The following is a 13031-nucleotide window of genomic DNA, read 5'->3' on the forward strand; positions in this document are numbered from 1 at the left end:
ACAGAATCGACAGCAAAGCTAGACACGCACACCACTCAATATAGCTAGTACGCTGTCACCTTATTAACTCATATGAAGAATAATAACATGTATAAATCATCAATCATGGAATGGTTGCAATCGAATGCGCCATTAATTTACGGTGTCATTCTATCCATCATTATAGCCTACGGTCGTTTAACATATGACGGGGTAGGCGGACGCCGTAAATGGGTTGAAGCGTTATTGTGTGGTGCGTTGTCATTAGCTGCTAGCAGTGGGCTAGACTATTTTGGCTTACCAGTTAGTATGAATCCGTTTATTGGTGGCGCAATTGGATTTTTAGGTGTTGATAAATTACGTCAAGTATCAAATTCAATGTTAAGAAAAAGGGTTGACAACAACGATGACTAAGCTAACTGAACATTTTACGCTAGAAGAGTTTACTCGCTCGACAACAGCTAGTAGATTAAAAATTGATAACTCTGTGCCTGCTGATTTAATGCCCAACGTGCAATTAACAGCTATTAAGCTGGAGTTGGTAAGAAAAGCTTTAGGTAAGCCAATTATTATCACGTCTGGATATCGCTGTCCTGCGCTAAATGCTAAAGTTGGCGGTGTAGCAACAAGCGCTCACACAAAGGGATTAGCGGTAGACTTTAAATCGTCATTCGGTACGCCTAAAGAGATTTGTCAACAGTTGGTTGATGCTGGGGTGCAGTTCGATAAATTAATTCAAGAGCATAATCAATGGGTGCACATTGGTTTTAGTCCGACACATAATCGCCAAATAGTGTTAACAGCAGCCAAGCAGGGCGGTAAAACGGTTTATTTGAGTGGTTTAAAATGAATAAAACATACACGGCAATAGCGATTATTTTTACATTTATGATTTATGTTATTGTTAATTTGTGTAAAGACAAAGAAGCAATTCAAAAAACAAACGATGAACTGCTCGGAAAAATCGAACAGTTAAATCAGAACATCGCTAAAAACAATCAAATCATAGCAGATAATGAGCAAAGCAAACGCGAGCTAGAAAACCAATCGCTAGAACGTCAGGAGCGAATCAATGAGCAACTTAAAAATAATGACTGTGCTAATGAGCGTGTTCCTAGTGTTATCTCTAACAGCTTGTACAACAGAGCGAAAAGTTTACGTCAATCGGTCGATACCAGCGAATCTACTTATCGACAGTATCCCAAATCTACCGCCAAAATCCATGAAATTCGGCGATAGTTTGAAATATAACGAGCATTTGCTAAATGTTATTGAGAAGTGTAATAGCGATAAAAGGGCGATAAGAGAGATTAGTAATTAAAGAGGTAAAAATGGCAGTATTTAAACGTGTTTCAAAAGAATATATTCAAATGAATTATACCCATTACGCCTTGGCGTACGGAATTTACCCGATTTATATCGGTAAACTACATCACGAATCACCAACTGTAGAAGTTAGAAATTGGTTTCCAGGGCGGGGGTTAACCTTGCTTGATAATATAATTCAACCAATACTAACACTACTTGGTAAAGAGAATGTGTTTATGTTTAAAGTGACTGGCGAAATAAAATGTGACGAAGATAACTGGTTACCAAGAATGCAGAAATTAAAACCGCACGAAGAATCATCGTTTTGGCAAAGGTTTGCGATAAGCCAACTTGACGTTGCAATACGTGATTTACATGAAATCAGGGCAAACACAGATTTCCCTGAGTGGGTGGATAATTGGGTTTGCGGTAAATTAGATTGTGCGTTAAGGTTTATTAAAAGCTCAAAAGGTAAGAATGGCTGTAAATCAATGGCGTATGACGCATACCAGATGGTGACCAATGCTTTGCTAGTATTAGATTTGTTTAGTTCCAAAAATCTATACAATGGCAAACCAGACATTAGCATTCTAGAAGAATACATCAAAAGCAAGAATAAATAATTATTCACTTTTACCACATAAACTATAAAAATCCCCGGGCGGTTATAAAAAATAACTGCATATTTAATCAAACCGCTTAATTGCGGTTTTTTTATATCTGAAATTTGCCATCACACGGCAATTAACAACAAGAGCCACTTAGGAATGAGTTTTAGAGGGCACCAGATGGTTGTCATGGTTACCTCTCTTGACTGGTTCCCTGTGTGACTAAAACTCATTTCTAATGGAGAAATCATGAATATTACAATTTTAAATACTGCAATAAAACAAGATAAAAAAGGGCTATTTTGTATCAATGATATACATAAAGCTAGTGGAAATGATAAAAGTAAGCAGCCATCAAACTGGTTACGCCTTGATTCTACTCAAGAACTAATCCAAGAATTGGAGGACTCCTCAGATATGAGGAGTGGACAAAAAGCAATTGAGGTTATAAATGGTGGTAATTATCATGGATAATAATAAAAACCCTATTTTTATGCTCGCATTGTTAGTATCTCATATGTAGAGCATCTCATGAGAATAAATGGCGATAATATTTTTAAGCACCATTTAGGAGATCTAGAATTAGAACCTGACAGACTCGCCTCCTTTTTGGAGGGATACTATGAACAACATCTTTCCGAATTTGAGCGTATGTGTATGTACGACTCAATGATTGATCTAAGTAAAACAAAAGAAGGTTGTTCATTTAAAATTGGTACTACTTTTTATTTAAGTCAATCTGGCATAGATATATTAAACAATCTAATGAGTGATTTCATGCTAATGAATTTAGAAGAGAAAGAAACAAAATCAGCAGTTACATATCATTAACATAAATGATTAATCATACTCGCAGGGTAACGATGAAACAAATTCAATTAGCTCATTTATATAAGCACGGTAGATTTTACGGTTACGGTATTGCTGTAGATGGGCAACTATTATCTAATCAAGTTTCTATTAATATTGAGACAAAACCGAATCAACTTCCGCGTGTATGTGTTGATTTCAATTTGGATTGTGAGGTGGTTAACAATCCGGTTGATATTGAATTGAATAACAAAGAAATATAACTCTTTCCGAGAGACTAATTATTTACAGGATTTTGATTTGAAAAAATATAGCAAAGCCCCGCTGCCGTTTCAGGGGCAAAAACGGAACTTTATAAAACTTTTTAACGAACAAATAAAAAAATTATGTGGTGACGGCTCAGGCTGGACAATAGTTGATGTTTTCGGCGGTTCAGGGCTGTTATCTCACAATGCTAAATATACATGCAGAAACGCAAGAGTAATATATAACGATTATGATAATTATAGTAATCGACTCGCTAACATAAGCAAAACAGAAGAAATCAGAAAAGATTTATTGTCATTAGTGACTGGTTATAAGGGAAAGATAAAAGAGAATACAAAAGAAAAAATAATCCAGTACTTAAATTCTAAAAAGGGCTGCCTAGATTACTCGACTTTGTCGAGCTATTTGTTATTTTCCAACAGCATTGCAACAGGCGTAAGTGATTTTGAAGGCGCGTCATTGTACAATAGAGTGACAGTAACGCCGCTTAATTGTGATGGATATCTTGATGGTGTTGAGGTGGCGGCCCAATTAGGAATAGATATACCGGAGGCCAATGTTAATTATTTGCCGGACGGAAAAGTGGATCAGGACTTTGCTAAATTTGTAGCTTAGTTTCTAGTGTTAATTACAACCGCCTCAATTGGCGGTTTTTTTGTTTATGGAGGTTTATATGCGTGGTTTTTATGACTGGGATGATAAAGTGGGTCGTCGAGCTGAGAGAGCGGCTAAAGCTAGGTTATCAGGTTCTTAGATAGTGGGAAGTTCAACTTATAGAGCTAAAGGGTTTAGAGTGCCGAGGCACAACGATTATTTTGTGCCCATTCCAAGAGGGTTAACCTTTTCAGATTCTAAGCCTGTTAGCTATACCCGTCGCTCCCAACCAGCATTACATGCTAGAACATCAGCATCTTAATTAAAGCCCAAAATCGGGCTTTTTTAAATTCAACCCCATGCAATCAATTTTAGAGGTTATAAATGGCTCACTTGTGCGGGGCAAAAACCCGTAGTGGTAGCCCGTGTAAATCTAAAGCTATGACAAACGGCAGGTGTCGAATGCATGGCGGTAAATCAACTGGCGCCCCAAAGGGTAATAAAAACAACTTAAAGGCTGGTGGTATTTATTCTCAATTCTTCACAGCAGAAGAAAGACAAATATCGGCAGAGCTTGAGCTAGGCTCGCTTGATGATGAGCTTAGATTAACTAAAATTCGGTTAATGAGAGCGCTAAAAGCCGAAGCTGAACAACAAGAGCGGCTTGATGAACTTGAGCTTGATTCTTATTCTGAATCGCCAGCTATTATTAGTGGATTTCCTGACAACGATGAAATTGTTAGGGTGAAGCAGTTCAAGCGTCGAGATTATGTATCAATCATCGATAGACTCACTGCAAGAATCGAATCGCTCGAAATGAGAAGAGCTTCTCTTGTTCAAATGTCGTTAGATGTTGAGAGAAAGCAACTTGAAAATAAAGAGCTTTCAGAAGCAATCAGAAACGTTTCTAAGGATGATCCAATCACTGAAATGGAGGTTGTCATTGTCAGGGCGAAAAATACAAATCACAATGACTGAGCCGCAAGCTGAGTTTTTTAATCTTAGCTGTAAGTATCCCGCTTTTGTTGGCGGTTTTGGTACAGGTAAAACAGAAACTCTTGCAATCTCGGCTTTTCGAGATGCGAGAAGTTCTAGTGATGCTTTGATAGCGTTGTACGAGCCAACATATGATCTGATTAGGTTGATATTGGCTCCTCGAATGGAGGATAAACTTAATGAATACGGTATTAGGTATAAATACAACAAATCTGAAAATATCATCTATACATCATCAGGAGGGATCGGCGATTTCGTTTTGAGAACGCTTGATAACCCGTCCCGTATTATTGGTTATGAGTCTTATAGAGCTCATGTTGATGAAATAGATACGCTAAAAAAATTAAAAGCCCAAGAGGCTTGGGTTAAAATAATTGCTCGTAACAGACAAAAGCCTAAAGGTGTTTTGAATCCATTCAATAGAGTTAGCGCATACACTACACCAGAGGGATTTAATTTTGTTTACGAAAAATGGAAGAAAAAGCCCGAAGATGGGTATGAAATGATTCAAGCTTCGACTCTCTCTAATCCATTTTTACCAGAAGATTATGTTGATTCTCTGAAAAAGTCATATCCTGCACAACTTATTAACGCTTATATTGACGGACAATTTGTTAACCTTAAAACAGGAACAATCTATCATCAATTTAATCGAAAATTAAATCACTCAGATGAAGAAGCGACAGATAAGGACACTCTTTATATCGGAATGGACTTTAACGTTGGTAAAATGGCTGGGATTGTGCATATTAAAAGAAACGGTCAACCGATTGCGGTTGATGAGCTGATTAATATTTATGATACACCCGCGATCATCAATACAATTAAAGAACGATATTGGAAATATAACGGAAATGATTACATTAAAAGCCGTGAAATATATATTTACCCTGACGCCTCTGGTGACTCAAGAAAAACAGTTAAAGCCAGTAAAACAGATATCGCGCAACTTCGCGAAGCGGGGTTTACGGTAATTGTTAACTCATCCAATCCTCCTGTTAAAGATCGTGTAAACTCTATGAACGCTATGTTTTTAAATGCTGATGGTGAGCGTAGATATTTGGTTAACACCAATAAGTGCAAACGTTATACCGAATGTTTGGAGGAGCAGGCGTGGGCAAGTAATGGTGAACCTGATAAGTCATCAGACAATGATCATCCTAACGATGCCGCAGGGTATTTTATTATTAAGGATTATCCAATTATTAAACCAAGTGGTAAAGTCACACAATTACGGATATAAATTATGGCAGACATTTCAACTCCAAATCTTGATTACAACAACATGATCGAAGCGTGGGATATTAACGACGCGCTAATGGGTGGAACGCTAAACATGAGACAACTGGGTGAGCAGTACTTGCCAAGGTGGGTCAATGAAGAGCGTGATTCGTATAAAAAACGTCTACAAGTGGCCACGTTACTTCCTGCTTACGAAGAAACGATTAAACAAAATGTAGGTCGAGTTTTTGCCTCGCCAATTAAATTGAGCGATACAGTGCCAGCTAAACTGATTGAGTTTGCAAAAGACATCGATCTTGAAGGAACTTGTCTTGATGTGTGGGCGCAAGAGTTTTTTAGTATTGCCATGCAATATGGTTTAGCTCACGCTTTAGTTGATTACCCCAGAATCAATAAAAAGGTACGAACAAAAGCCGAGGAAAACGAAATCGGTGCTCGTCCATATGTTGTAATGCTTAACCCTCGTCAAATTATTGGTTGGAAATCAAAAAATGAGGGTGGAAAAGTTGTACTCACTGAATTGCGTATTAAAGAAAATATCATTATAGATAAAGATAATTACGGTCAATCTCGAATTGAGCAAATACGACACATTAAAATTGGACGGGAATCAATATGGCGACAAGATAGTGAAAATAAACAATGGGCGTTGCATGAAGAGTGGGAAACATCAAGAAAAAAAATCACACTTGTAACACTCTACACTAAAAAAACAGGGTTCATGAGAGGGTCTCCGCCATTACTTAATCTTGCTTTGCTTAATATTAAGCACTGGCAAAGTCAAAGTGAACAAGACAACATCTTGCATGTAGCACGAGTGCCAATTCTTACAGCGTTTGGGCTTGAAGATGGTGCTGAGTTAACAATCGGTAGTTCATGCGCTACAAAATTCGATGATAGAAGTTGTCAAGGGCTTGAATACGTCGAGCACTCGGGTGTTTCAGTTAATGCCGGTAAAGAATCACTAGCTGAGTTAGTAGAGCAAATGCGGCTAGCTGGAGCTAAATTGCTTCGTGACCAAAACACGTCAACAAAATCGGTTGAACAAACTCAAGAAGAGAAGATGCAAGCTAATTCGCCATTATTCACAATGGCATCCTCTCTCGAAGATTCGCTAGATAATATATTAGATTTGATGGCCGAATGGATAGGGTTACAAAATGACGGCAACGTTGATGTAATTACCGAGGTTGAACTAGCTAGAAAAACAATCGACGCAACTGGCGCATTAGCCATTCAATCGTTACGGCAATCCGGTGATATTCGTGATATTGATGCTGTTGTCGCTTATCAACGTTTAGGGTTAATCAATGCTGATATGAAGCCTGAGGATGTTATTCAAGAGCTAAAAGACGCAGATCCTAATTTGCTGGATTAATTTATGACAATTAACAAAAAACTTCGCGATGAAGCAATTTATCACCGCGTTAATCTAGTTGGTTATGAACATAACTTAATAAGAGAATCGCTTAAACTACTAAACGTCGTTGATAAACAGTTAACAGCCCAACTATATATTGCGTTAGATGATTTATCTTCTAGCGAATTTAAAATATCACGACTTGAATCAATACTCAGTAGTGTTAAGTCATTAAATTCATTTTCTGATTATCTCTTTGGTGAATTAAATGCATTTAGTGAATATGAGAGTAATTATCAATATTCACTGTTTGAATCGTTATTACCCGATATTGTTAAAGCCAAATACCCTTTAATGCAGATATCGCCGAATCAGTTATTTGCGGCGGTAAAAGCAAAACCATTTCAAGGGCGATTATTGTCAGAATGGGTAAGCAATATCGAAGATGACAGGCTTAAACGTGTTACCAATGCCGTTAGAACTGGTTATGCAACTGGTGAAACCACTGAACAGATTATTAGGAGAGTGAGAGGTACTAAAAAAAACAATTATAAAGATGGCGTTTTAGAAACGAGTAAGAGAAACGTATCATCATTAATTCGCTCAGCTGTATCTCACACAGCCGCCGTTTCTCGTGATGAGTTGGGAAAGGCTAATAGCGATTTAATAAAAGGCAAGCAATGGTTATCTACGCTTGATACTAGTACTACGCCGATGTGTATTATTCGTGATTTAAAACAGTATACATTAAATAACCAGCCTATCGGTCATGATATTCCATACGGTGACGGACCGGGTAAATTACATTTTTGTTGTCGGTCTGTTGAGACATTTATACTAAAAAGTTATCGAGAACTAGGGATCGGCATTGATGAAACACCAACTGGCACAAGAGCATCAATGGATGGTCAAGTTCCTGCTAAAACATCTTATCTTGAGTGGCTAAAAACGCAATCACAAGAAAGACAAGAGCAAATCTTAGGAGTAGAAAGAGCGAGGTTATTACGAAATGGGGAAATTGAGCCAGAAAAGTTTTTTACTCGTGATGGACACTTGTTAACAATTGACGAGTTAAACAACCAACTCAGTGGTCAACTTAACAATCAATAAATATTTATTAACATCTACAAGGTCGCTATATGCGGCCTTTTTTATTTTATGCCACATAGCGGATGCGAAGTGGTGAAACGGTTGGAAAACCATTAACAGTCGGAAGACGGAGAATTTATGAAATTAAAAACAATTGATGTAAATGGCACAACTTATGCAGTTATCGAAAACGGCAATCCCGTGTACGTACATGATGACGGAAAGGAAATCCCTTTTGATGCTGTAGCCTCACTTAACAAAATTTCAGCTTTAAATGGTGAAGCGAAAGCGCATCGTGAAGCTAAAGAAAAAGTTGAAGCGGAGTTAAAAAAGTTTGCCAACATCGCAGATCCTGCAAAAGCCATTGAGGCACTGGATATTGTCACCAAACTGGATCAAAAGAAATTAATTGATGTTGGCGAGGTTGACAAGGTCAAAGCTGAAATCACTAAGGTATATCAAACGCAAGTTGATACAGCGAAAGCCGAAAGTGAAGCGTTAAAATCTCAACTTTATAACGAAATGATTGGCGGACGATTTAATAGTTCGAAATACATTAAGGATAAAGTGGCGATTCCACCTGATTTTGTACAGTCACGATTTGGTTCATCTTTCAAGATTGAAGATGGCAAAGTCGTCGCTTACGACCAGTCTGGGAATAAGATTTACTCACGTGCTAAACCTGGTGAAATCGCTGAATTCGATGAAGCGTTAGAGTTTCTTATTGATAACTATCCGCAAAAAGACTACATCCTCAAGGCTTCTGGTAATCAGGGTGGAGGCGCGCAACAAAGCCAACACCAAGCAGGACAAAAAACAATGAAACGTTCTTCTTTTGATGCTCTCGGTCCATTAGAGAAGCAAGCTGCATTAAAAGATGGCGTACAAATAACAGATTAACGGAGAATATATTTATATGTCTAATACTTTAACAAATCTTATTCCTACAATTTACACTGCGCTTGACGTCGTATCTCGTGAGCAAGTTGGTTTTATTCCTGCCGTTGCTCGCGATACAAAAGCTGATGGCGCCGCAAAAGGGCAAACCGTAACAGCTCATGTTACACCCGCTGCACAATTAGTTGACATTAACCCTGCTGCGACCGCACCAAACGACGGTGACCAAAATATCGGTACTGTTAATGTTGAGATCACGAAATCAAAAATGGCACCAGTAAAATGGAATGGTGAGGAACAATTAGCAATTGGTCCAACAGGGCAATACAACAAAATTTTAGCCGACCAGTTCGCGCAGGGATTCCGTGCTTTATCTAATGAAGTTGATTCTGATTTAGGCAGCTTATTTTACGGTGCATCACGAGCCGCAGGCACAGCAGGCGTCACTCCGTTTGGTGAAAAAGACGACTTAAGTGATTTTTCAGAAGCACTTAAAATTCTTGAAGATAATGGAGCTCCTCGTTCTGATTTGCAAATGGTTCTTGGTTCAGATGCAATGGCTAAAATTCGGGGTAAGCAATCGGTATTATTCAAAAATAACGAAGCTGGTACTGATGAGCTTTTACGCAACGGTATTATTGGTCGCGTTGAGGGATTCAATATTCACACCTCAGCAGGCGTTAAACGCGTTAAATCAAGTGGTGCTACTGGCTATTTAGTTAATGGAGCAAAATCCGAGGGTGATCGTATCATCGCCGTTGATACAGGAAACGGAGCATTCAATGCTGGCGATATAGTAACTTTTGCAGGTGACACTAATAAGTATGTTGTCGCTGCCGCAAGCGCTAGTTCTATTACGCTCTGCGAACCCGGATTACGTAAAGATTTAGCGGATAATACAGCCATTACCGTTGGTGGTGACTATGTGGCCAACATGGCGTTTGACCGCGGAGCATTTTTACTCGCTTGTCGTACGCCAGCAATGCCGCTAGGTGGTGATAGCGCAGATGACGTAATGAATGTAACAGATCCAGTGTCTGGTATTACATACCAAATTGCGTTATATCGACAATACAAACAAATCCGTTACGAAATTGGTCTAGCGTGGGGCACTAAATCTATTGCGCCTCGTCACGCGGCACTTATTTTGGGTTAATAACAGGGGCTTTTAGCCCCTTTTGGAGTAAAAAATGGCTAAGAAAAAGGACACCAATAAAGTAGATACTGTTGATACAGAAGAACAAAAAAAACTAGAGGCACAAAAACTTGCGGAACAAGAAGAACAAGCAAGGTTGCAAGCTGAGCGTGAAAAGCAAGAGCGAGAAGCTGCGGAGTTAGCAGCTAAATTAGAAGCTGAAAAGTTAAAAAGTAAACAAAAAAATACTGTCACAATGTTAAACCCTGTAATTGGTGCTGAACCTCATGAAGCCGAGGTACACCCTGATATGGTAAAACACTGGGAGCAAGACGGTTGGAAAGTTAAGTAGGTGAAAATATGCTTAATACTGATATTAACTCAGATGAGTTTAACAGTTATGCATCCGTTGATGATTGCAGGCAGTTTGCAATAAACAGGGGGCTATCGGTTCCTGACGATGACGCTCAGATCACTATCTTGCTCAACAAGGCCATGGATTATTTGGAAACGCTGAATTGGAAAGGTAGCCCTACCAATAAAGCACAACCTTTATCATGGCCGCGCAAAGATATTATCAAAGATTCTCGCGAAATCCCCAGCAATTCAATACCAAAGCGAATTATTGATGCGCAATGTTATTTAGCAATTCATTCTAATAATGTTGATTTTTTACCCATTATTAATGGAGGCGAAGAAGTATTAAATGAATCGATTGCCGGTGCTTTAAGTGTTACTTACGCACCCAAATCTAAAAACGATTTACCAAAGATACCTTTTATTAATCGACTTTTGAATGGTTTTTGTTATTCCAGTAACACAGCGAAAATATTCAGGGGGTAGCATGTCATTTTATTTGCGCTCTAAAGAAGCAGCAACAAGGCTAATTTCAAAATACGGCATGGAATACTCAGTATTAAGAAAGGGTAAGGTATCGATTGTTAACGGCAAGGAAGTCATTACTGGGAATCAAACGTTTACAGCAATTGGCGTAAAAACTAACTATAACCCGATTGAAATTGACGGAACAGTCATTCTATCGGGAGATATTCAAATGATTTTTGCCGCTAATATTGAGCTGAAAATTAATGATATTGTAACTGTTGATGATGAAAAATATCTAATTAAACAGCCTAATCCCGTAAAACCTGCGGATACGCTCATCTGTTACAAGGCGCAACTAAGGAGGGCTTAAATGTCAAATAGCAACAACTTTATATCATCTATAAATGCGTTTGTAGACAAAGCGAAAGCCAAAAATGAGCTTGTAGTTAAAAAGGCCAGCCTCGAAATATTACAGGACATTATCAGAATGTCACCTATCGGGCAACCAGAATTATGGCAAGGTTATGCTCCTAAGGGGTATACCGGAGGGCGTTTTCGTGGTAACTGGCAGGTAACTTTTGATATTCCTGCTACAAACGAGCTTGATAGAATAGATCCGTCAGGAATGGATACTCTAAAGGATGGAATAGAACAAATTGGTCGCTATACTGGTGGCGTTCAATCAATCTATTTCACTAACAATCTACCTTATAGCGTAAGGCTTGAATTTGGTCACTCTAAACAAGCACCTAACGGCATGGTTAGGGTAGCCGCGCTAAATGCTCAGGTTCACTTTGAAAACGCCGCAAGAGGAGGCTAACAATTGATTTCGACAATCTCTGAATTGCTGGAATCGCATTTAAATATCATTGCTAATAGATTAAATTTACCGATAATTTATGAAAACATTGAAGCCGCACCAAACGACGAAATCTACTTGAAATCCACCATATTGCCAGCCATGACCACTAGTTTTGATTTGGATGGCGATTCAAGGATTTGCAAGGGGATTTACCAAGTTAGCATTGTTGCTCCAATTAATACAGGTAAATCACGCTCTCAGCAAATATCAGAAGCGATTATTAAGCATTTCAAACTCAATACAGAGTTAACCAAAGATAATTTTTCACTTTACATCAACTCAATACCAAGCGTTTATCCAGCAATCACGGATAAAACCACTTACACAATACCTATTAGCATGAATTACCGTGCTGATACATTAATTTAATTAAATTTAGGAGTTTTAATTATGGGTTTTGCATTACCTAACGGTGCACGTGTTTACGTGCAAAAAACAAAAGGCGAGGCTTTAGCATTTGAAACTATTACAAACGCCAAAGAAGCGATCGTCACATTAAAAGCAAATCACGGGCTTGCAGTTGGCGACGAGGTTCTAATTACTTCGGGTTGGACAAAATTAAATAACGCAGTTGCTAAAGTATCGAAAGTCAATAATTTAGAGGTTACTCTTGGCAATATTAACACGACAAATGCCAGTGCATTTCCTGCTGATGAGGGTAGCGGAACATTAACCAAAATTACAGCGTGGGAACGATTGCCACAGGTAAAAGAAGTTGCTACTGAGGGCGGTGAACAACAATTTGTTCAAATCCAATTTTTGGACGATGATACAGAGCGGCAATTACCGACAATTAAATCAGCAAAAAGCAAAAGCTTTACCATAGCTCATGACAGCTCTTTGCCGATCTATCCGCTATTGCAGGAATTAGATCAGACGAACGATGTGGTAGCAATGAAAATGTATGTACCAAAAGCAAAAGAAACTCGCTACGACGCTGTACGTGTGTCATTTGACCCAACACCTGAAACAGCTATCAACGAGATTGAAACCGTAAAAATCAACACAACCGTCGAATCACCAGCGATCACATTTTATAAAGATAAATAAGGATAAACT

22 protein-coding genes are annotated in these 13031 nt (G+C 38.5%); all 22 read left to right on the plus strand.

Annotated elements, in window-relative coordinates; translation table 11 throughout:
• Positions 1-87 precede the first annotated feature (87 nt).
• The 22 genes from A9G41_RS11715 to A9G41_RS11810 all read left to right on the plus strand — a co-directional run bounded on the left by A9G41_RS11715 (position 88) and on the right by A9G41_RS11810 (position 13022).
• Positions 88-393: a phage holin, lambda family gene (locus tag A9G41_RS11715; RefSeq protein WP_081302152.1), complete on the plus strand. Its 306-nt coding sequence runs from the start codon at positions 88-90 to the stop codon at positions 391-393.
• Entirely contained in the window at positions 386-829 is a 444-nt protein-coding gene (locus A9G41_RS11720; RefSeq protein WP_065582152.1) for a D-Ala-D-Ala carboxypeptidase family metallohydrolase, read from the plus strand. The genes A9G41_RS11715 and A9G41_RS11720 overlap by 8 nt, the downstream gene beginning before the upstream one ends.
• A complete protein-coding gene (locus tag A9G41_RS14360) occupies positions 826-1218 on the plus strand; it encodes a hypothetical protein (RefSeq protein ID WP_075539714.1) in 393 nt (130 codons plus the stop codon). Before A9G41_RS11720 ends, A9G41_RS14360 begins: the two co-directional genes overlap by 4 nt.
• Complete coding sequence (locus tag A9G41_RS15145; protein WP_442903299.1) at positions 1151-1300, plus strand: hypothetical protein; 150 nt, start codon at positions 1151-1153, stop codon at positions 1298-1300. Before A9G41_RS14360 ends, A9G41_RS15145 begins: the two co-directional genes overlap by 68 nt.
• 10 nt (positions 1301-1310) lie before the next feature.
• A complete protein-coding gene (locus A9G41_RS11730; protein ID WP_065582154.1) occupies positions 1311-1910 on the plus strand; it encodes a hypothetical protein in 600 nt (199 codons plus the stop codon).
• 234 nt (positions 1911-2144) lie between these two features.
• The gene (locus A9G41_RS11735) at positions 2145-2369 is read left to right on the plus strand and encodes a KilA-N domain-containing protein (RefSeq protein WP_075539715.1); all 225 of its coding nucleotides are present in this window, start codon (positions 2145-2147) and stop codon (positions 2367-2369) included.
• 57 nt (positions 2370-2426) lie between these two features.
• Complete coding sequence (locus A9G41_RS11740) at positions 2427-2726, plus strand: hypothetical protein (protein WP_075539716.1); 300 nt, start codon at positions 2427-2429, stop codon at positions 2724-2726.
• 5 nt (positions 2727-2731) lie between these two features.
• Positions 2732-2968, plus strand: a complete 237-nt coding sequence (locus A9G41_RS11745; protein WP_141675193.1) for a hypothetical protein — start codon at positions 2732-2734, stop codon at positions 2966-2968.
• Positions 2969-3005: 37 nt separating this feature from the next.
• Positions 3006-3587, plus strand: a complete 582-nt coding sequence (locus tag A9G41_RS11750; protein ID WP_075539717.1) for a DNA adenine methylase — start codon at positions 3006-3008, stop codon at positions 3585-3587.
• Positions 3588-3729: 142 nt separating this feature from the next.
• A complete protein-coding gene (locus A9G41_RS14365) occupies positions 3730-3888 on the plus strand; it encodes a hypothetical protein (RefSeq protein ID WP_179854699.1) in 159 nt (52 codons plus the stop codon).
• Between the two features lie 62 nt (positions 3889-3950).
• Complete coding sequence (locus A9G41_RS11755; RefSeq protein WP_143425473.1) at positions 3951-4544, plus strand: HGGxSTG domain-containing protein; 594 nt, start codon at positions 3951-3953, stop codon at positions 4542-4544.
• The gene (locus A9G41_RS11760; RefSeq protein ID WP_082259658.1) at positions 4537-5805 is read left to right on the plus strand and encodes a terminase large subunit domain-containing protein; all 1269 of its coding nucleotides are present in this window, start codon (positions 4537-4539) and stop codon (positions 5803-5805) included. Before A9G41_RS11755 ends, A9G41_RS11760 begins: the two co-directional genes overlap by 8 nt.
• Positions 5806-5808: 3 nt before the next feature.
• Positions 5809-7182, plus strand: coding sequence for a DUF4055 domain-containing protein (locus A9G41_RS11765; protein ID WP_075539719.1), 1374 nt, complete (start codon positions 5809-5811; stop codon positions 7180-7182).
• A gap of 3 nt (positions 7183-7185) precedes the next feature.
• Positions 7186-8274 carry a hypothetical protein gene (locus tag A9G41_RS11770; protein ID WP_075539720.1) on the plus strand — a complete coding sequence of 363 codons (1089 nt, stop codon included), beginning with the start codon at positions 7186-7188 and terminating at the stop codon, positions 8272-8274.
• A gap of 117 nt (positions 8275-8391) precedes the next feature.
• Positions 8392-9153: a DUF6651 domain-containing protein gene (locus tag A9G41_RS11775; RefSeq protein WP_075539721.1), complete on the plus strand. Its 762-nt coding sequence runs from the start codon at positions 8392-8394 to the stop codon at positions 9151-9153.
• A gap of 16 nt (positions 9154-9169) precedes the next feature.
• Positions 9170-10306 (plus strand): P22 phage major capsid protein family protein, encoded by a 1137-nt coding sequence (locus A9G41_RS11780; RefSeq protein ID WP_075539722.1) that lies wholly within the window; start codon positions 9170-9172, stop codon positions 10304-10306.
• Positions 10307-10340: 34 nt separating this feature from the next.
• Positions 10341-10637 carry a hypothetical protein gene (locus A9G41_RS11785; protein WP_075539723.1) on the plus strand — a complete coding sequence of 99 codons (297 nt, stop codon included), beginning with the start codon at positions 10341-10343 and terminating at the stop codon, positions 10635-10637.
• Between the two features lie 8 nt (positions 10638-10645).
• A complete protein-coding gene (locus A9G41_RS11790) occupies positions 10646-11128 on the plus strand; it encodes a DnaT-like ssDNA-binding protein (RefSeq protein ID WP_075539724.1) in 483 nt (160 codons plus the stop codon).
• Between the two features lies 1 nt (position 11129).
• A complete protein-coding gene (locus A9G41_RS11795) occupies positions 11130-11480 on the plus strand; it encodes a hypothetical protein (RefSeq protein ID WP_075539725.1) in 351 nt (116 codons plus the stop codon).
• Complete coding sequence (locus A9G41_RS11800) at positions 11481-11930, plus strand: HK97 gp10 family phage protein (protein ID WP_075539726.1); 450 nt, start codon at positions 11481-11483, stop codon at positions 11928-11930. It abuts the gene before it with no gap.
• 3 nt (positions 11931-11933) lie between these two features.
• Positions 11934-12341 carry a phage tail terminator-like protein gene (locus A9G41_RS11805; protein WP_082259659.1) on the plus strand — a complete coding sequence of 136 codons (408 nt, stop codon included), beginning with the start codon at positions 11934-11936 and terminating at the stop codon, positions 12339-12341.
• Between the two features lie 21 nt (positions 12342-12362).
• Positions 12363-13022 (plus strand): phage tail protein, encoded by a 660-nt coding sequence (locus tag A9G41_RS11810; RefSeq protein ID WP_075539727.1) that lies wholly within the window; start codon positions 12363-12365, stop codon positions 13020-13022.
• Positions 13023-13031 lie beyond the last annotated feature (9 nt).

Source organism: Gilliamella sp. Nev5-1 (assembly GCF_001690895.1).
Taxonomy (GTDB): domain Bacteria; phylum Pseudomonadota; class Gammaproteobacteria; order Enterobacterales; family Orbaceae; genus Gilliamella; species Gilliamella apicola_C.